This window comes from Pseudomonas sp. LBUM1645 (assembly GCF_059716185.1).
This window is the reverse complement of sequence record NZ_CP166811.1, coordinates 5,379,480-5,398,263: the sequence shown is the minus strand read 5'-3', so window position 1 is coordinate 5,398,263 and position 18,784 is coordinate 5,379,480. Positions and strand designations below refer to the sequence as shown.

Here is an 18,784-nt window from a genome sequence, read left to right as displayed (position 1 = left end):
CGTAACAAAGGGCCACTAAGCTCAGCCCCCAACGATAAGATTCAGCCGCCGAGGTTTTACCTATGCCGCAGCAATGGCCAGCCGCCGACATCGCCCGAATGATCCTCGATGGCTTTGACGATTATCGCGAGCATTTCCGCCAGATCACCGACGGCGCCCGGGCTCGCTTCGAGCAGGCCAAGTGGCAGGAGACGCAAACGGCGTCGGCCGCGCGGATCAATCTCTACGAAGAAAAAGTCAGCGAAACGGTGCAACGGCTGCGCATCGCTTTCGACGCCGACACGCTGGATGTCAGCTGCTGGCCGCTGGTCAAAAGCGCTTACATCACGCTGATCGACCTGCGCTTCGACGATGAACTGTCCGAAACCTGGTACAACTCGATTTTCTGCGGGCTGTTCAGCCACGACCTGATCAGCGACGGCTGCATGTTCATCCACACCACCCGGCCGAGCCTGCGTCGGGCCCGTGCCGCACAAACCCGCACATACAAGCCCCAGGGCCAGTTGTCCGGGATGCTGGCGAGCATTTTTGCCGACTACCGTTTCAGCGAGGATTACGCCAACCTGGCGGGCGACCTGAGTCGTCTCGAAGGGCAATTACGCGAGAACCTGCCGGACTGGGTCTGCAAGGACCCGGAATTGAGCGTCGAACTGTTTTCCTCGGTGCTTTACCGCAACAAAGGCGCGTACCTGGTCGGGCGTATTTACACCCAGGACGAACAATGGCCGCTGGTGATTCCGCTACTGCACCGCGAAGGTCGCGGGATTCAGATCGATGCGTTGATCACCGATGAAGCGGACGTGTCGATCATCTTCTCATTCACCCGTTCGTATTTCATGGTCGACGTGCCAGTGCCGGCGGAGTTCATCGGTTTCCTCAAGCGCATTTTGCCGGGCAAGCACATCGCCGAGCTGTACACCTCGATCGGCTTCTACAAACACGGAAAATCCGAGTTCTACCGGGCGCTGATCAATCACCTGGCCAACACCGACGACCAGTTCATCATGGCCCCGGGCGTGCGCGGCATGGTGATGAGCGTGTTTACCCTGCCGGGCTTCAACACCGTATTCAAAATCATCAAGGACCGCTTCTCGCCGTCGAAAAACGTCGACCGCGCCACGGTGATCGAGAAGTACCGTTTGGTGAAAAGCGTCGACCGGGTCGGGCGTTTGGCCGACACCCAGGAATTTGCCGACTTCCGCTTCCCGTTGAGCAAGTTCGACCCGGCCTGTCTGGAAGAATTGCTTGAGGTGGCAGCGTCCACGGTGTCGGTGGAAGGCGACACCGTGCTGATCCGCCACTGCTGGACCGAACGGCGGATGACGCCGTTGAACCTGTATCTGGAGAACGCCAACGACGCTCAGGTCCGCGAGGCGCTGGAAGATTACGGCCTGGCGATCAAGCAACTGGCGGCGGCGAACATCTTTCCCGGCGACATGCTGCTGAAAAACTTCGGCGTCACGCGTCACGGGCGGGTGGTGTTTTATGACTATGACGAGATCTGCTTCCTGACTGAAGCCAACTTCCGGCATATCCCGCTACCGCGTACGCCGGAAGATGAGATGGCGTCCGAGCCGTGGTATTCGATTGGGCCGCTGGATGTGTTTCCTGAAGAGTTTCCGCCGTTTTTGTTTGCTGATTCCGGGCAAAGGAAGTTGTTTGATCAGTTGCATGGTGAGTTGTACAACGCCGATTACTGGAAAAGCCTGCAAGAGGCAATTCGGGCGGGGAAGGTCATCGATGTGTTCCCTTATCGCCGTAAAGGTCTGGACAACGAATAGCCGGCTCCGCACGACTCTGTAGCAGCTGGCGAAGCCTGCGTCCGAGGACGCAGTCCTCGCAAAAACCGGTGCTCGCGGTACATCAGGAATACTCGGGAAGCAGGTTTTGCGACTGCTGCGCAGCCGAACGCAGGCTTCGCCAGCTGCTACAAGGGATCTCGTTCGTCCTTTAAATCTGCGACAATCGCCCCCCTGCGCCACCAGACAACTTATTGCGTACCTGATGACTGACGAATCGCCTTCCATCGACAAACTGCTGAAAAACCTCGATCACGCCATGCTCGCCGACCGCCACCGGCTGCGGCGGCAGTTGCTTGAGCTGCGCAAAAAACCTGATGAGGCCAAGCTGGCCCAGTGGGTGACGCGCATGCAGGCGTCCTGTGATCAGGTGTTGGCGCGGCGGGCCAGCCTGCCGGTGATTCGTTACGACGACAGCCTGCCGATCGCCGCCAAGCGCGACGAGATCAAAGCAGCGCTGCTCAAGCATCAGGTGCTGATCATTGCCGGTGAAACCGGTTCGGGTAAAACCACCCAGTTGCCGAAGATCTGCCTGGAAATCGGTCGCGGCCAGCATGGCCTGATCGGCCACACCCAGCCGCGTCGAATCGCCGCCCGCAGCGTGGCGAGCCGGGTCGCCGAAGAACTGGCGACACCTTTGGGTGCGCTGGTCGGCTATCAGGTGCGGTTCGAGGATCAGAGCGATTCCAACACCCTGATCAAGCTGATGACCGATGGCATCCTGCTGGCGGAAACCCAGAACGATCGCTACCTCGAACGCTACGACACGATCATCGTCGACGAAGCCCACGAACGCAGCCTGAACATCGACTTCCTGCTCGGTTACCTGAAAACCCTGCTGCCGCGTCGCCCGGACCTGAAAGTCATCATCACCTCGGCGACCATCGATCTGGAGCGCTTCTCCAAGCACTTCGACGATGCGCCGATTGTTGAAGTCTCGGGCCGCACCTTCCCGGTAGAAACCTGGTACCGCCCACTGACCCTGGAGCAGGACGAAGAGGGCAACCGCGTCGAGGATGACCTGACCGTGGATCAGGCGATCCTCGCCACCCTCGACGAAATCGCCGCGTTCGAACGCAGCGAGCGCAAGAGCCCGGGCGATGTGCTGGTGTTCCTGCCCGGCGAGCGTGAAATTCGCGACGCTGCGGATATGCTGCGCAAGGCCCAGCTCAAGCACACTGAGATTCTGCCGCTCTACGCACGCCTGTCGCCGGCCGAACAGCAGCGGATTTTCCAGTCGCACCCAGGCCGTCGCGTCGTGTTGGCGACCAACGTCGCGGAAACCTCGCTGACCGTGCCGGGAATTCGTTACGTGATCGACAGCGGCACCGCGCGCATCAGCCGTTACAGCTATCGCGCCAAGGTCCAGCGTCTGCCCATCGAAGCGATTTCCCAGGCCAGCGCCAATCAACGTAAAGGTCGCTGCGGGCGGGTCGAGCCGGGTATTTGCATCCGCCTCTATGGCGAAGAAGACTTCATCGGTCGCCCGGAATTTACCGATCCGGAAATTCTGCGCACCAACCTCGCAGCGGTGATTTTGCAGATGCTGCATCTGCGCCTCGGCGAGATCACCGATTTCCCGTTTATCGAACCGCCGGATGGCAAAGCCATCAGCGACGGTTTCAACCTGCTGCAAGAACTCTCGGCGGTCGACCGCAACAGCCAGCTGACGCCGCTTGGCCGTCAATTGGCGCGGTTGCCGGTGGACCCGCGCATGGGCCGAATGCTGCTGGAAGCGGCGAAACTCGGCAGCTTGCAGGAAGTGCTGATCGTCGCCAGCGCCATGTCGATTCAGGACCCGCGCGAGCGTCCGCCGGAACGCCAACAGGCTGCCGATCAGGCGCACGCGCAATGGAAAGACGTGGACTCGGATTTCGCCGGGCTGGTCAATCTGTGGCGCGGTTTCGAAGAACAGCGCCAGGCGCTGACCGCCAGCCCGCTGCGCAATTGGTGTCGCAAGAACTTCCTGAATTACCTGCGTCTGCGCGAATGGCGTGACTCTCACCGTCAGTTGAGCCTGATCTGCCGCGACATGCAGTTGAGCCTCAACAAGGAACCGGCGGATTACCCGAAACTGCACAAAGCCGTGCTCTCGGGGCTGCTCAGCCAGATCGGTCAGAAAACCGAAGACGGCGACTACCTCGGCGCCCGTCAGCGGCGTTTCTGGATTCACCCGTCATCGGGCCTCGGCAAGAAGCGTCCGCAATGGCTGATGGCCGCCGAACTGGTGGAAACCACCAAGCTGTATGCGCGGATGGTCGCCAAGATTGACGCCGACTGGATCGAGCCGTTGGCCGGGCACCTGATCAAGAAGAACCACTTCGAACCCCATTGGGAGAAGAAGCGCGGCCAGGTCGTGGCCTTCGAGCAAATCACTTTGTTCGGGCTGATCGTGGTCGGTCGCCGGCCGGTGCATTACGGGCCGATTGATCCGGTGGTGTCCCGTGAGTTCTTCATTCGTGAAGGTCTGGTACGCGGCGAGATTCAATCCAAGGCCAAGTGCCTGACGGCCAATGCGCAACTGCTGGAACAGCTCGACGAACTGGAAGCCAAGGCTCGCCGTCGCGACATTCTCGCCGACGAAGAAACCCTGTTCGCCTTCTACGATGCGCGACTGCCGGCGGAGATCCACCAGACCGCGACCTTCGACAGCTGGTACCGAGTCAACAGCCAGAAAGACCCGCAGCTGCTGATCATGCGCGAAGAAGACGTACTGGCCCGCGAGGCGAGTGAAGTCACCGCGCTGCATTACCCCGATACCTTGCACATCGGCGATCTGGAGTTGGCGCTGAGTTATCACTTCGAACCGAACCACCCGCGTGACGGCGTGACCCTGCGTGTGCCGGCGCCGTTGTTGCCGATGCTGCCGCCGGAGCGCCTGGAATGGCTGGTGCCGGGCGTCATCGAGGCCAAGTGCATCGCGCTGGTGCGCAACCTGCCCAAAGCCCTGCGCAAGAATTTCGTACCGGTGCCGGACTTCGTCAAAGCCGCATTGCAACGCATGACTTTCGCCGAGGGCTCGTTGCCTCAAGCGCTGGGGCGCGAACTGTTGCGCATGACCGGTGCGCGGGTCAGCGATGAAGCCTGGGCCGAAGCGTCGCAGCAGGTCGACAGTCATTTGCGGATGAACCTGGAAATCGTCGACGGCCAGGGCAAGTTCCTGGGCGAAGGGCGTGATCTGGCGGAACTGACCGCACGCTTTGCCGAAGCCAGTCAGGCCGCGTTGGCTGTGCCGCAAACTGCGAAAAATCAGCAACCGGTGGAGCCGAAGGTGTTTGCCGCCGTCGCCGAGAAAACCCAGCAGAAGATCGCCGGGCTATCGATGACGGTGTATCCGGCGCTGGTGGAAGAGAGCGGCACGGTCAAGGAAGGACGTTTCTCGACGCCGGCCGAGGCAGAGTTTCAACATCGCCGCGCCTTGCAGCGTTTGCTGATGCAGCAACTGGCCGAACCGGCGAAGTTCCTGCGTGGCAAGTTGCCGGGGCTGATCGAATTGGGCCTGATGTACCGCGACATGGGGCGCATCGACAGTCTGGTCGAAGACATCCTGCTGGCCAGCCTCGATAGTTGCATTCTCGACGGCGAAGACCCGCTGCCACGGGATGGCGCCGGGTTGGCGTCACTGGCCGAGCGCAAACGCGGCGGCTGGACCGAGCACGCCGAACGGCTGGCGAAGCTGACACTGGAAATCCTCAAGCTCTGGCACGGCCTGCAAAAACGCTTCAAGGGCAAGATTGATCTGGCGCAAGCCGTAGCGTTGAACGACATCAAGCAGCAACTCAGTCATCTGGTGTATCCGGGCTTCGTTCGTGAAACCCCGATGCAGTGGCTCAAGGAGTTGCCGCGTTATCTGAAAGCGGTCGAGCAGCGCTTCGAGAAAATCGGCGCTCAGGTGCAGAGGGATCGGGTCTGGAGTGGCGAGTTGTCTGGCCTGTGGACGCAATATCAAACCCGCGCCAACAAACATGCCCAGGAAGGCAAACGCGATCCGCAGCTGGAACTCTATCGCTGGTGGCTGGAGGAATACCGGGTTTCCCTGTTCGCCCAACAATTGGGGACCAAGGTGCCGATCTCCGACAAGCGCCTGAACAAGCAGTGGACCCAGGTCGAACCCTAATCCCTGTGGGAGCGAGCTTGCTCGCGATGAGGCCGTCAGCCTCAACATCAATGTTGACTGACACTCCGCTATCGCGAGCAAGCTCGCTCCCACATTTGGTATGTGTTTGATCCAGCAAATAGGGCCAAACCACGATGTTTATGGCAAACTTCGCGCCTATAAACGCCGGCCCCGCGGTTTTGAGCCTTCACAGGTCTGGGCGGATCGGAATAAAGCGATGCCAGGTTTGCTCCCCCTGACGGGAGCAGATCCTTTGTGTGTTGGTACGTCGGTGCCAACACTTTCTGCCTGAACAGATTAGAGAAACGACCATGCATAACGTCGTCATCAGCGGCACCGGCCTGTACACCCCGGCCAACAGCATCTCCAACGAAGAGCTGGTGCAGTCTTTCAACGCTTACGTCGTGCAATTCAACGCCGACAATGCCGACGCCATCGCGCGCGGCGAAATCGAAGCGTTGACCGAGTCCAGCGCGGCGTTTATCGAAAAGGCCTCTGGCATCAAAAGCCGCTTTGTCATGGACAAGGAAGGCATTCTCGACCCGCAACGCATGGCGCCACGCCTGCCGGAACGCTCGAATGACGAGTGGTCGGTGCTTTGCCAAATGGCCATCGGCGCCGCCGAGCAAGCCTTGCAGCGTGCCGGCAAAACCGCCGCGGACATCGACGGCGTGATCGTCGCCTGCTCCAACCTGCAACGTGCCTACCCGGCCATCGCCATCGAAGTCCAGGAAGCCTTGGGCATTCAGGGTTTCGGTTATGACATGAACGTCGCCTGCTCCTCGGCGACCTTCGGCATTCAGGCTGCGACCAACAGCGTGCAACTGGGTCAGGCCCGGGCGATTTTGATGGTCAACCCGGAAGTCTGCACCGGTCACCTGAACTTCCGCGACCGCGACAGCCACTTCATCTTCGGCGACGCCGCGACTGCGGTGATCATCGAACGTGCTGACCTGGCAACGTCCAAGTACCAGTTCGACATCGTCAGCACCAAGCTGCTGACCAAGTTCTCCAACAACATCCGCAACAACTTCGGCTTCCTCAACCGCGCGGCGGAAGAGGGCATCGGTGCCAAGGACAAACTGTTCGTGCAGGAAGGCCGCAAGGTATTCCGCGATGTCTGCCCGATGGTCGCCGAGCTGATCGCTACGCATCTGGAAGAGAACACGCTCAACATCAGCGACGTGAAACGCTTCTGGCTGCATCAGGCCAACCTCAGCATGAACCACCTGATCGTCAAGAAACTGCTGGGCCGTGAAGCCACTGAAGAAGAAGCCCCGGTGATTCTCGACACCTACGCCAACACCAGCTCTGCCGGTTCTGTGATTGCGTTTCACAAGAACCAGGACGATCTGGCCGCCGGTTCGCTGGCAGTGCTCAGCTCGTTCGGCGCCGGTTACTCGATTGGTAGCGTGATTCTGCGTAAACGCTGAGTTGAACTGCTGTCGTTTTTTCCCCTGATTCGCAAGACTATTCCTACATTCGAAACAGTCTGGACGCTGTAATTTTCGGAAATGACAGCAGGACGAGGCCTACGGCCAAGTCTTGCTGATTTGTTTTTCGAGGTCTGGACAAGGGGATTTGTGAATGGCGGCTGACGACGCGCAACTGCTCGAGCGATTGCTGGCGGGTGAGCAACAGGCTTTCAAAGAGTTGGTCAGCACCTACCAGAGCGCCATGCGCGCAGTGGCATACGCCATCGTAGGTAACCGGCATGCCGACGAAGTAGTGCAGGACTCGTGGTTGTCGGTGGTGCGTAACCTCAAAGGGTTCGAGGGGCGTTCGAGCCTTAAGACCTGGTTGCTGACCATCACCGCAAACTCGGCCAAAGGTCGCTACAAACAAAACCGTCGGGAAGTCTTGCTCGACGACCTACCATCGCCTCACGGCACCCTCGATGATGATCGTTTTTCGCATGGCGATGGCCACTGGCTGATCGCTCCGTTCGCCTGGCATCAAGACACGCCAGAGGCGCTGTTGACTGAAAACGAGCTGCGTGAATGCCTGGAACACACGTTGCTCAGTTTGTCGGAACTGCAAAGCAGTGTTTTGTTACTTCGCGAGCGTCAGGGGCTGGAGCTGGAAGAGATCTGTAATCTTCTGGAAATCTCGCTCTCCAATGTTCGCGTGCTGCTGCATCGGGCACGGTTGAAGGTCTTTGCGACCGTAGAACATTTTGAGGAAACCGGCGAATGCTGACCTGCAAGGAACAAGTGGCGCGCTCCAGCGATTATCTCGATGGTCAGTTGAGTTTTCGTGAGCGGCTGATGGTGCGTCATCACCTGATGTTCTGCCCTAATTGCCGGCGGTTCATACGGCAGATGCGTTTGATGCAGGCGACATTGCGCGCGATGCCGGAGGAAGCGGTGCCGGATATCGACACACTCGCTAAGCGTCTCGCCGCTGAACATCTCAAAGGCGATCCATAGCGGGGTGGATCAATGGCAGTGAAGAGAAACAGGCCGGCGTGGATGCATCGAACGGATGATGGGGATCGATCCATCCGCGCCAGACTGTAAAGCGCCTCAGGCATCCATGACCCGAGGCGTGGAACGGTACTGCTTAGAACTTGGCTTCGGCGTCCAATTGCAGGGTGTTGATGTCCGAGTCTTTCAGGTTGGCGTTGGTGTAGTCAGAGTTAGCCATGAAGTACGTCGCACCGAGGTTGAAGTTTTTGTCCAGCTCGTAGCTCACTTTCAGCTTGCTGCCGCGCGAACCGGTGAAGCCGTTGGCGAAGTCGGAGTCGGTGAAGGCACCCACCACAGCGTTACGCTGTACATCGCGGTAGTTGTAGTCCACTGCGAAACCGTAGAACTTGGTCTTGACACCGGCCAACCAGGCAGAGTCCTGATCGTTGCTGGCGTCTTTGTTGTTGACGTACTGACCGTACAGCGAGAGTGGCAGTGGCAGACCGCCGATGTCGAGCTGACCAAAGCCTTCGTACAGTTTGAACTGTTCGTTCGGGCTGTTGCCGTTGATGGCCAGTTGGCCTGGGATGACGCCGGCGACCGGGGTGATGTCGTCGTCGTTGTCGTAGCCGTAGACGCTGCCACCCAAGGTGAATTTCAGGTTGTCAGTGATAGCGAAGCGCGCGCCCAGCTGGCCGGCGTACAGACGCAAGTCGTGTTTGAACTGCACGCCGTCGCCGTCGACGTTGTCCTTGAGGGTGTAGTGACCGGCGCTACCGAACAGCTCGGTGCTGGCGCCCAGCGGGTATTTGTAAGCCACCGACAGACCTTCCGGGCTGATGTCGCTATCCCAGATGATGTCGCCCATGCTCACCCATTGCTGTGGCATCTTGCCGCCAACGATGTGCAGGTTCTTGATCGCGTCCGGGTGGTAGTCGACGTAACCCTGGTCCAGCCAGATCTGCTTCTTGTCGAAGTAGTTGTCCAGGCTCTGGTTGGTGGAGCGAGGGTCATCGTTGTTGCCGGTGGCGATACGGATACCGGTGTCGACTTGCGGGTTGATCTCGGTGTAGGCACCCAGGCGGGCACGAATGCGCTGACGATCCTGGTCTTTGTTGTTTGAAACGCCATCGTTGTGGACGTTTTCCTGACGGAAACGCACGTCACCCTTGAATTGGGTCTTGGCAGCCCACGCCAGTTTCTGGTCGAAGGTACTCAGTTCATTGGTTTTCTTCGCAGTCGCTGCGATCTGCTCGTTGGTCTCTTGTTGAGCCTGGCGGGCGATTTGCTGGTCTTTCTGATCCCTGGCCAACTCGGCTTGCAGTTCGGTGTACTGCGCAGGCGAAATCGAGCCGTTTGCCTTGAGCATGTCGAGCAGTTTGGCGTCGACTGCGGCGCTGGCCGGAACACTCATGGCCAGCAGCAACCCGCCACACAAGGCCGCCGCAGTTTTCGTGGAAGCAAGACGCATATCAATCTCCGAAGATGTAATGGGATGACTGAGCCATCCAGGACACAACCGACCGTTGACGGACGGAAAACAGTGACCAGGTTTAGAACCCGGCGCTCTAAAAACAGGCGCCAGTATCGCGATGGTTTATGACAGAGCAGTGGCAATGTGATGGCATCTCGATGACGATACAAATAGGGCGTACGCCCTTATCCAGAGCCCTGTCGGCGGATTGCTCGTGTGGATTTTTTGGCGATGGGCGATACTCGCCGGGCTTTCACGCAAAGAAGTAGGGAAAGAACTGATGCCGCTGCAACGTCTGGAAAGTCTGTCCGAAATCGCGTCGCAGACGTGGGACGCCCTGGTGCCCGAGAATCAGCCCTTTCTGCGCCACGCCTTTCTCAGCGCGCTGGAAGACAGCGGCAGCGTCGGCCCTCATTCCGGCTGGAAACCCGAGCATTTGCTGCACATCGAAGGCGATCGCCTGATTGCCGCGCTGCCCAGTTACCGCAAATGGCATTCCTACGGCGAGTACGTGTTCGATCACGCCTGGGCTGATGCCTGCGAGCGTGCCGGTATCGATTACTACCCCAAGCTGCTGACGGCCGTACCGTTCAGTCCGGTCAGCGGCCCGCGTTTACTGGCAGCCACGCTCGAGGACGGTTTCGAACTGTTGAAAAGCCTGCCGGGCTACCTTGAAATCGAACAACTCTCCAGTGCCCACATCAACTTCACCGATCCTTTCACTGACGCAGCCTTGGCCGAGCAGCCAGGCTGGTTGCAGCGAATCGGCTGTCAGTACCACTGGCAGAATCGCGGCTATCGGGATTTTCAGGACTTCCTCGATGCCCTCAGTTCGCGCAAGCGCAAGCAGATGCGCAAGGAACGCGAACAAGTGGCGGGGCAGGGTATTGATTTCGAATGGCTTGAAGGTAGGCAGCTCGATCAGACGCAGTGGGATTTTGTCTATGCCTGCTACGCCAATACCTACGCTGTGCGTCGGCAAAGGCCCTATCTGACGCGGGAGTTTTTCAGTTTGCTGGCCGAGCGCATGCCGGAATCCATTCGCGTGGTGTTGGCCAAGCAAGGCTCACGGCCGGTGGCCATGGCCTTCAGTCTGGTGGGCGGCGACAGTTTTTACGGTCGTTACTGGGGCTGTCTTGCGGAGTTCGATCGTTTGCACTTCGAGACCTGTTTCTACCAGGGCATGGACTACGCGATTGCCAACGGCTTCCAGCGTTTCGATGCCGGTGCCCAGGGCGAGCACAAGTTGATTCGTGGGTTTGAACCCGTGATCACTCATTCATGGCACTACTTGCGTCATCCCGGCCTGAAAGCTGCCGTCAAAGACTTCCTGCAACAAGAACGCGTTGGTGTGTTGGCGTATGCCGAGGAAGCGAGGACGGCCTTGCCTTACCGGCAAGACTGATCCTCGCTCTGGGCTTCAGCTGCCTTCCTTGCCTAACCATCGATACGTCACGCCGCCGATCACCGCGCCGAGCAGCGGCGCCACCCAGAACATCCACAATTGCGCGATGGCCCAGCCTCCAACGATCAGAGCCGGGCCAGTGCTGCGGGCCGGGTTGACCGAGGTGTTGGTGACTGGAATCGAGATCAGGTGAATCAGCGTCAGGGCCAGGCCGATGGCGATCGGCGCCAGCCCGGCAGGGGCGCGCTTGTCGGTGGCGCCGAGGATGATCAGCACGAACATCGCCGTCATCACCAGCTCACAGACAAAGCCTGCGGCCATCGAGTATTTGCCGGGAGAATGCTCGCCGTAGCCGTTGGAAGCCAGACCGTTGGCGAGATCGAAGCCTTCCTTGCCGTTGGCGATGTAGTAGATCAAGGCCGCCGCGATAATCGCGCCAATCACCTGAGCGATGATGTAGGCGGGCAGCTCTTTGGCGGGGAATCGACCGCCGACGAACAAACCGACCGAGACGGCGGGGTTGAGATGGCAGCCGGAAATATGGCCAATGGCGAATGCCATGGTCAGTACCGTCAGACCAAAGGCCAGGGCCACACCCAGCACCCCGATCCCTAGCGGAGAAGACGCGGCCAGGACCGCACTGCCGCAACCCCCCAACACCAGCCAGAACGTACCTAACAACTCAGTGACTGAACGTTTGAACAGAGACATGAGAGCGTCCTTGATAGGCTTCCTATCGAGACTGCATCGAGTGATGCATCCTGCACATTTACGACAGGCTCATCTCCAGAACCTTGGCTGATTACAGCAGGGTTTTGGTGGATATCCAGCAGCCATAAAAAACCGCCAGACTCCGTGGTTGACGGTCTCTGACGGTTTTTCAGGTTGTCGAAGATAAATGTGGGAGCGAGCTTGCTCGCGATAGCGGTGTATCAGTCGACATTGATGGCGCCTGATACACCGCTATCGCGAGCAAGCTCGCTCCCACAGGGGACAGTGTTGATTCACACGATATCAATCGATGCCGACAAATCCACCCGTCTGGTGCTGCCACAACCGCGCATACAACCCGCCATGGGCCAGCAGTTCGGCGTGGCTGCCGGTTTCGGCGATCTTGCCTTTTTCCAGCACCACCAGCCGGTCCATGCGGGCGATGGTCGAGAGCCGGTGGGCGATGGCGATTACGGTTTTGCCTTGCATCAGGGTTTCGAGGCTTTCCTGGATCGCCGCTTCGACTTCCGAGTCCAGCGCCGAGGTGGCCTCGTCCATGATCAGGATCGGCGCGTCCTTGAGCAGCACACGAGCAATCGCAATCCGCTGACGCTGGCCGCCGGAGAGTTTCACCCCGCGCTCACCGACGTGGGCATCGAAACCGGTGCGACCTTCGGAGTCCGACAACAATGGGATGAACTCGTCGGCGCGGGCCTTGTGCACCGCCTCCCAGAGTTCGGCGTCGGTGGCGTCGGGTTTGCCGTACAGCAAATTGTCGCGGATCGAGCGATGCAGCAGGGACGTGTCCTGGGTGATCATGCCAATGCGCTCGCGCAGGCTTTCCTGGCCGACTTCGGCGATGTTCTGGCCGTCGATGAGGATGCGTCCGCCCTCCACGTCATAGAGGCGCAGCAGCAGGTTGACCAGGGTTGACTTGCCTGCGCCGGATGGACCGATCAGGCCGATTTTCTCACCAGGCTTGATGGTCAGGTTGAGGTCGCCAATGATCCCGCTCTTCTTGCCGTAGTGGAAATCCACGTGCTCGAAACGCACTTCGCCACGGCTGACCGTCAGCGGTTTGGCCTGCTCGCGATCGGTGACGCTGACCGGTTGAGAAATGGTCTGCAAACCGTCCTGAACCATGCCGATGTTTTCGAAAATGCCGGTGACCACCCACATGATCCAGCCGGACATGTTGACGATGCGGATCACCAGGCCGGTGGCCAGGGCAATGGCGCCTACGGTGATCAGCGACTGCGTCCACAGCCACAGGGCCAGGCCGGTGGTGCCGACGATCAGCAAGCCGTTCATGCTGGTGATGACCACGTCCATGCTGGTGACCACCCGGCCGGCCAGTTGGGCTTTTTCGGTTTGTTCCTTGATCGCTTCGCGCGCGTATTGCTGCTCGAAGTTGGTGTGGGCGAACAGCTTCAGGGTGGTGATGTTGGTGTAGCCGTCGACAATCCGCCCCATGAGTTTGGAGCGCGCATCGGAGGACACCACCGAACGTTCCTTCACCCGTGGCACGAAGTAGTAAAGGGCACTGATGAAGGCGACGATCCAGGTCAGCAGCGGGATCATCAGGCGCCAGTCGGCTTCGGCGAACAGCACCAGCGAGCTGATCGCGTAGATCAGCACGTGCCACAACGCGTCCACCGCTTGCACGGCCGAATCGCGCAGTGAGTTGCCGGTTTGCATGATGCGTTGGGCGATGCGCCCGGCGAAGTCGTTCTGGAAAAAATTCAGGCTCTGTTTGAGCACATAGCTGTGGTTCTGCCAGCGAATCAGGCTGGTCATGCTGGGGCTCAGGGTCTGGTGCACCAGCAGGTCATGCAGGCCAACAAAAATCGGCCGAAAAACCAGGGCTACCACCGCCATCCAGGCCAGCTCGATGCCGTGTTCCTTGAAGAAATCGACGTTAGGCGTGCCTTGGGTCAGGTCGATGATGCGACTCAGGTAACTGAACAGCGCCACTTCGATCAGCGCACCGATCAGACCAACGAGCAGCAGAACGGCGAAACTCGGCCAGACCTGCTTCAAGTAATAGGTATAAAAAGGGAGAACCCGATCCGGCGGAGCGGCCGTCGGGGCCTCGCGGAAAATGTCGATCAGTTTCTCGAAACGGCGATAAAGCATCAGTTCTCCGCCCGCGCACGGGCTCTCCTTTGAACAGTGTGAGCGGCGCACTCCGGCGGCCGCTCAAGACTTCCTGTGTAGCTTAGTCGATGACTTTGGCCGACTTGATGAACACAGGGTCGGCTGGCACATCTTTCATGCCGCCACGGGTGGTGGTTTGCGAGTTGACGATGACGTCCACCACGTCCATGCCTTTCACGACTTTACCGAAGACCGCATAGCCATCACCGCTGTCGAGGAAGTCGTTGTCCTTGACGTTCACGAAGAACTGGCTAGTGGCCGAATCAGGATTAGAGGTGCGGGCCATGGACAGTGTGCCACGGACGTTATGCAGACCGTTTTTGGACTCGTTCTTGATCGGTGCCTTGGTTTCTTTCTGCTGCATTTGTTGAGTGAAACCGCCGCCCTGGATCATGAACCCCGGAATCACGCGGTGAAAAATCGTGTTGTTGTAGAAGCCGCTGTTGACGTAATCAAGGAAGTTCTTGGTACTGATCGGCGCCTTGACCGGGTCCAGTTCGATCTCGATCTGGCCGTTAGTGGTTTCCAGCAGCACGTGCGGCGCCTTGGCGGGCGTTGCGGCCATCAGGTTGGCGGCAAACAGAACGGAGCCAGCGACGAGGGCGATTTTTTTCAGCATGGGTCAGTGATCCTGAGTGAAGTGGTGTCGACTGCGGTGAGAAACTCGAGCAGCGTTTGGTTGAATATTTCGGGTTGATCCAGCGGGGTGGCGTGGCGCGAATCGGCGATCACCACCAGCCGCGCATCGGGCAGCAGTTTTACATAGGTCTCTTTCAGCGAGACCGGTGTGTAGTCACGGTCGGCGCTGACGATGAGGGTTGGACAGGAGACCCTCGAAAGTCGTTCCTGAACCCCCCAGCCAACGATTGCATCGAAGCTGGCGAGATAAGCATGTTTGTCGTTTTTTGCCCAGCGCTCGGCCATTTTTTGTCGCAGGTCACCCTGTTCGGGTTTGGGGAACAGCTTGCCGCCCAGGGCCGTGCCGATGGCGCCCAGACTGAGGACGCGCATCAGGCTCCAACGCTTGAACCACTGCCAGTAATCGTCGCGGCTGCGCAGTTTGACCTCGGGCCCGCTGTTGACGATGCACAGGCTCTTGAGCAATTGCGGCTGATCCACGGCCAGTTGAAAACCGATCATGCCGCCCATGGACAGGCCCACGTAATGAGTGGGGCCAAGGTTCAGGTGTTCAATGAGGGCGATCAGGTCGGCGCTGAACCCGGCGATGCTGTAGCGCTCGCGGGGTTTGTCGGAGCGACCGTGGCCGCGTACATCCGGCACGATCACCCGGTAGCGGGCCGACAGCGCCGGGATCTGCTGTTCCCAGTCCAGGGTGCTGGAACCCAGCCCGTGGACCAGCAGCAACGGCGTGCCGTGGCCATATTCCTCATAGTGCAGGTTGCAACCTTCGTGTTCGAAATAGGCCATGCGTACACTCCGTGTCAGGCTTGTTCAGGGGCGGCGAAAGGTGCATCCAGCGGCGCAGTGTCGAAAGTGCGCAGCAGTTCGATGAGAATCTGCGTGGCCGGACCCAAGGGTTTGTCCTTGTTCGAGTACAGGTAGAAGCTTGGGTTGCGGCTGCCACCCTGGTCCAACGGTAGCAGCTTGAGCAGACCTTCCTTGAGTTCCCGTTCGATCATGTGCCGAGGCAACCAGGCGAAACCCAGGCCGCTGCTGACAAAAGTTGCCGCGGTGGCCAGGCTGCCGACGGTCCAGCGCTGTTCCGCGCCGAGCCAGCCAACGTCCCGTGGCTGTTGGCGGCCGGAGTCGCGGATGACCACTTGCATCTGAGATTCCAGATCCTGGAAGTTCAGTTCGCGGTTCAGACGATGCAGTGGGTGTTCGGGGTGAGCGACAGCCACAAACTCTACGTCGCTCAATTCCGCACCCAGGTAACCGGGAATGCTCAGGCCGGTGATGGCCAGGTCGGCCACGCCTTCGAGCAGCACCTCCTCAACGCCCGACAATACCTCTTCACGCAGACGCACCCGGCAACCACGGCTCTGCGGCATGAACGCGGTCAAGGCGCGGACGAGGCGGGCGCTCGGGTAGGCGGCGTCGACCACCAGCCGCACTTCTGCTTCCCAGCCTTGTTCCATGTGATGGGCCAGGTCCTCCAACTGACTGGCCTGTTTCACCAGTTGCCGCGAACGGCGCAGCAGCACGCCGCCGGCTTCGGTCAGCACCGCTTTGCGGCCGTCGATGCGCAACAGTGGCACGCCGAGTTGGTCCTGCATGCGCGCCACGGTGTAGCTCACCGATGATTGCGAGCGGTGCAGCGCTTCGGCGGCCTGGGCGAAACCGCCGTGGTCGACCACGGCCTGTAACGTTCGCCATTGATCAAGGGTCACGCGGGGCGCTTTCATGAATAGCTCCTCTTGTCCTAAGCTGGCAGTCCTTATTGGAGACTGCTGAATGAAAAAATTCTGTTGCGTGCTGTTGGCAATGCTGCCGCTGACGGCGTTTGCCTATCCGATCGACGTTGAAAAACAGCTGAACGGCTTGAGCATCGACTACAACGCGTATGACACGGATAGCGACATCGCCTCCATTCAGGTGAATAACTACGGCACCACCGATGCGGCCTGTAAGGTAGTTTTCAACAATGGCCCGGAAGCACCACGCACCCGCAATATCGAAGTGGCCGCTGGTAAACACAAAAATGCCACCGCCAAGTTCAACCGGAGCATCATCAAGATGCGTATCAAACTGACCTGCACCCCCAAATGACCTCAAGCGGAGCACGCCCGCCAGGCATGCTCCGCTTATAAACGAATTTATTGATGGTTTATAGCAGTTATTTGCGCTTTTTCATCGATTTAACTCTGTTTAACCTTCACTCCATCGACCTACAGCATTCTCAGATGGAGGCTACATCCCATGTCCCGCGTTCTGATCATCGAAAGCAGTGCTCGTCAGCAAGACTCGGTTTCGCGTCAACTGACCCAGACCTTCATCAGCCAGTGGCAAACCGCGCACCCGAACGACCAGATCACCGTTCGTGACCTGGCCCTCAACCCGGTGCCGCATCTGGATATCAACCTGCTGGGCGGCTGGATGAAACCTGCCGAGCAGCGCAACGACATCGAACAGGTTTCCCTGGAACGCTCCAACCAGTTGACCGACGAACTGCTGGCCGCCGATGTACTGGTCATGGCCGCGCCGATGTACAACTTCGCCATCCCCAGCACCCTCAAAGCCTGGCTCGACCATGTGCTGCGTGCCGGCGTGACCTTCAAGTACACCGACACCGGCCCGCAAGGCTTGCTCAGCGGCAAGCGTGCCTACGTGCTGACCGCCCGCGGCGGGATCTACGCCGGCAGCACCGCGGATCACCAGGAACCGTACCTGCGTCAGGTCATGGGCTTCATCGGGATTCACGACGTGACGTTCATTCACGCCGAAGGCATGAACCTGGGCGGTGACTTCCAGGAGAAAGGCCTGAGCCAGGCCAACGCCAAGCTTTCCCTCGTCGCCTGAGGCTTTAATCGCCAGATAATCCCTTGATGTTCAAGTGACCTGGCGCAACCCCTTCAAGGCTTTACGCGCATCGAACCTCCCTTTGCACTTGTTGCTCCTGAGTGCTGTAGCCCGATTGAACGCTTTAGCGAGATCGGGCTTTTTTTTGCCTGAGATTTGGTTGGCTGCACGCAATCCTGTAGGAGCCGAGCTTGCTCGCGATAGCGGTATCACATTCAACATTGATGTTGGCTGGCACACCGCCATCGCGAGCAAGCTCAGCTCCTACAGGGATCTGTGTGTTCTCGCGATAACAGGCAAAAACCGCTATCGTCGCCGCCATTCGAAACGAGGCGAGCATGGGCTATCTACTTTTTGTCACGCTGATTCAGGCGTTTTCCTTCAGCTTGATCGGCGAATACCTGGCCGGTCATGTCGACAGTTACTTTGCGGTGCTGGTGCGAGTGGTACTGGCGGGGCTGGTGTTCATTCCGTTGACCCGCTGGCGCTCGGTTGAACCGGCGTTCATGCGCGGCATGCTGCTGATCGGCGCGTTGCAGTTCGGCGTGACGTACGTTTGCCTGTACCTGAGCTTTCGGGTGCTGACAGTGCCGGAGGTGTTGCTGTTCACCATCCTCACACCGCTGCACGTGACCTTGATTGAAGATGCGCTGAACCGGCGCTTCAATCCGTGGGCATTGGTCGCGGCACTGGTGGCGGTGATGGGCGCGGCGGTGATTCGCTACGACCGGATCAATCCGGATTTCTTCATGGGCTTCCTGCTGCTGCAACTGGCCAACTTCACCTACGCCGCCGGGCAAGTGCTCTACAAGCATCTGGTGGCCCGCCATCCGAGCGATTTGCCGCATTACCGGCGCTTTGGTTACTTCTACCTGGGGGCATTGGCGGTGGCGTTGCCGGCGTTTCTGTTGTTCGGCAAACAGAACTTCCTGCCCGAAGCACCGCTGCAATGGGGCGTGCTGGTGTTCCTCGGCCTGGTCTCGACTGCGCTCGGGTTGTACTGGTGGAACAAGGGCGCGTGCCTGGTGAATGGCGGGACGCTCGCGGTAATGAACAACCTGCATGTGCCGGTGGGGTTGCTGATCAATCTGCTGATCTGGAATCAGCATGAAGAGCTGGGGCGGTTGTTTCTGGGTGGGGCAGTCATTCTGGCGGCAGTCTGGATTAGCCGGTTGGGGGTACGCCAACCGGCAATCGCACACTAATCCCTGTGGGAGCGAGCTTGCTCGCGAT

14 protein-coding genes and 1 pseudogene are annotated in these 18,784 nt (G+C 59.2%); 9 read left to right on the top strand and 6 right to left on the bottom strand.

Translation table 11 applies throughout. The features are described 5' to 3' along the window. Nucleotides 1–62 precede the first annotated feature (62 nt). From aceK to ACA079_RS24385, 5 genes are all read left to right on the top strand, one after another. Nucleotides 63–1,781 (top strand): bifunctional isocitrate dehydrogenase kinase/phosphatase, encoded by a 1,719-nt coding sequence (aceK, locus tag ACA079_RS24405; RefSeq protein ID WP_497701233.1) that lies wholly within the window; start codon nt 63–65, stop codon nt 1,779–1,781. 223 nt (nt 1,782–2,004) lie between these two features. Further along, nucleotides 2,005–5,916: an ATP-dependent RNA helicase HrpA gene (gene hrpA / locus ACA079_RS24400; RefSeq protein WP_497701232.1), complete on the top strand. Its 3,912-nt coding sequence runs from the start codon at nt 2,005–2,007 to the stop codon at nt 5,914–5,916. Nucleotides 5,917–6,227: 311 nt separating this feature from the next. Next, nucleotides 6,228–7,349 (top strand): beta-ketoacyl-ACP synthase III, encoded by a 1,122-nt coding sequence (locus ACA079_RS24395; RefSeq protein WP_497701231.1) that lies wholly within the window; start codon nt 6,228–6,230, stop codon nt 7,347–7,349. A 154-nt stretch (nt 7,350–7,503) separates the two neighbouring features. After that, nucleotides 7,504–8,115 carry an RNA polymerase sigma factor gene (locus ACA079_RS24390; protein ID WP_497701230.1) on the top strand — a complete coding sequence of 204 codons (612 nt, stop codon included), beginning with the start codon at nt 7,504–7,506 and terminating at the stop codon, nt 8,113–8,115. Continuing rightward, on the top strand, nt 8,109–8,345 hold the full coding sequence (locus ACA079_RS24385; RefSeq protein ID WP_497701229.1) for an anti-sigma factor family protein: 237 nt from the start codon (nt 8,109–8,111) through the stop codon (nt 8,343–8,345). The genes ACA079_RS24390 and ACA079_RS24385 overlap by 7 nt, the downstream gene beginning before the upstream one ends. A gap of 133 nt (nt 8,346–8,478) precedes the next feature. Here ACA079_RS24385 and ACA079_RS24380 read toward each other — a convergent pair whose 3' ends face one another. Next, nucleotides 8,479–9,795 (bottom strand): putative porin, encoded by a 1,317-nt coding sequence (locus ACA079_RS24380; RefSeq protein ID WP_497701228.1) that lies wholly within the window; start codon nt 9,793–9,795, stop codon nt 8,479–8,481. A 283-nt stretch (nt 9,796–10,078) separates the two neighbouring features. On the opposite strand from ACA079_RS24380, the gene ACA079_RS24375 reads away from it, so the two are divergent. Next, complete coding sequence (locus ACA079_RS24375) at nt 10,079–11,203, top strand: GNAT family N-acetyltransferase (RefSeq protein ID WP_497701227.1); 1,125 nt, start codon at nt 10,079–10,081, stop codon at nt 11,201–11,203. Nucleotides 11,204–11,218: 15 nt separating this feature from the next. Here ACA079_RS24375 and aqpZ read toward each other — a convergent pair whose 3' ends face one another. The 5 genes and pseudogenes from aqpZ to ACA079_RS24350 form a co-directional block, all read right to left on the bottom strand. After that, nucleotides 11,219–11,914, bottom strand: a complete 696-nt coding sequence (gene aqpZ, locus ACA079_RS24370; protein WP_095127861.1) for an aquaporin Z — start codon at nt 11,912–11,914, stop codon at nt 11,219–11,221. A gap of 303 nt (nt 11,915–12,217) precedes the next feature. Beyond that, nucleotides 12,218–14,050, bottom strand: coding sequence for an ABC transporter ATP-binding protein (locus tag ACA079_RS24365; protein WP_497701226.1), 1,833 nt, complete (start codon nt 14,048–14,050; stop codon nt 12,218–12,220). An 82-nt stretch (nt 14,051–14,132) separates the two neighbouring features. Beyond that, entirely contained in the window at nt 14,133–14,690 is a 558-nt protein-coding gene (locus ACA079_RS24360; protein WP_008153188.1) for a peptidylprolyl isomerase A, read from the bottom strand. 3 nt (nt 14,691–14,693) lie between these two features. Beyond that, a pseudogene (locus ACA079_RS24355) lies at nt 14,694–15,499 on the bottom strand (alpha/beta fold hydrolase). A 14-nt stretch (nt 15,500–15,513) separates the two neighbouring features. After that, nucleotides 15,514–16,437, bottom strand: a complete 924-nt coding sequence (locus ACA079_RS24350; RefSeq protein ID WP_046048083.1) for a PA3225 family LysR-type transcriptional regulator — start codon at nt 16,435–16,437, stop codon at nt 15,514–15,516. A 49-nt stretch (nt 16,438–16,486) separates the two neighbouring features. On the opposite strand from ACA079_RS24350, the gene ACA079_RS24345 reads away from it, so the two are divergent. The 3 genes from ACA079_RS24345 (at nt 16,487) to ACA079_RS24335 (ending at nt 18,756) form a co-directional block, all read left to right on the top strand. Next, nucleotides 16,487–16,801: a 3-phosphoglycerate kinase gene (locus ACA079_RS24345; protein ID WP_129442039.1), complete on the top strand. Its 315-nt coding sequence runs from the start codon at nt 16,487–16,489 to the stop codon at nt 16,799–16,801. Between the two features lie 150 nt (nt 16,802–16,951). Next, entirely contained in the window at nt 16,952–17,551 is a 600-nt protein-coding gene (locus tag ACA079_RS24340) for an FMN-dependent NADH-azoreductase (RefSeq protein WP_497701225.1), read from the top strand. Nucleotides 17,552–17,889: 338 nt separating this feature from the next. Continuing rightward, entirely contained in the window at nt 17,890–18,756 is an 867-nt protein-coding gene (locus ACA079_RS24335) for a carboxylate/amino acid/amine transporter (RefSeq protein ID WP_497701224.1), read from the top strand. Nucleotides 18,757–18,784 lie beyond the last annotated feature (28 nt).

Excerpts from the sequence above, each read along its gene's own strand:
- ACA079_RS24360 (WP_008153188.1), bottom strand. The coding sequence starts at position 14,690 with ATGCTGAAAAAAATCGCCCTCGTCGCTGGCTCCGTTCTGTTTGCCGCC.
- ACA079_RS24380 (WP_497701228.1), bottom strand. The coding sequence starts at position 9,795 with ATGCGTCTTGCTTCCACGAAAACTGCGGCGGCCTTGTGTGGCGGGTTG.
- ACA079_RS24385 (WP_497701229.1), top strand. The coding sequence starts at position 8,109 with ATGCTGACCTGCAAGGAACAAGTGGCGCGCTCCAGCGATTATCTCGAT.
- ACA079_RS24365 (WP_497701226.1), bottom strand. The coding sequence starts at position 14,050 with ATGCTTTATCGCCGTTTCGAGAAACTGATCGACATTTTCCGCGAGGCC.
- ACA079_RS24390 (WP_497701230.1), top strand. The coding sequence starts at position 7,504 with ATGGCGGCTGACGACGCGCAACTGCTCGAGCGATTGCTGGCGGGTGAG.
- aqpZ (WP_095127861.1), bottom strand. The coding sequence starts at position 11,914 with ATGTCTCTGTTCAAACGTTCAGTCACTGAGTTGTTAGGTACGTTCTGG.
- ACA079_RS24350 (WP_046048083.1), bottom strand. The coding sequence starts at position 16,437 with ATGAAAGCGCCCCGCGTGACCCTTGATCAATGGCGAACGTTACAGGCC.
- ACA079_RS24345 (WP_129442039.1), top strand. The coding sequence starts at position 16,487 with ATGAAAAAATTCTGTTGCGTGCTGTTGGCAATGCTGCCGCTGACGGCG.
- ACA079_RS24395 (WP_497701231.1), top strand. The coding sequence starts at position 6,228 with ATGCATAACGTCGTCATCAGCGGCACCGGCCTGTACACCCCGGCCAAC.
- aceK (WP_497701233.1), top strand. The coding sequence starts at position 63 with ATGCCGCAGCAATGGCCAGCCGCCGACATCGCCCGAATGATCCTCGAT.
- ACA079_RS24335 (WP_497701224.1), top strand. The coding sequence starts at position 17,890 with ATGGGCTATCTACTTTTTGTCACGCTGATTCAGGCGTTTTCCTTCAGC.
- ACA079_RS24340 (WP_497701225.1), top strand. The coding sequence starts at position 16,952 with ATGTCCCGCGTTCTGATCATCGAAAGCAGTGCTCGTCAGCAAGACTCG.
- hrpA (WP_497701232.1), top strand. The coding sequence starts at position 2,005 with ATGACTGACGAATCGCCTTCCATCGACAAACTGCTGAAAAACCTCGAT.
- ACA079_RS24375 (WP_497701227.1), top strand. The coding sequence starts at position 10,079 with ATGCCGCTGCAACGTCTGGAAAGTCTGTCCGAAATCGCGTCGCAGACG.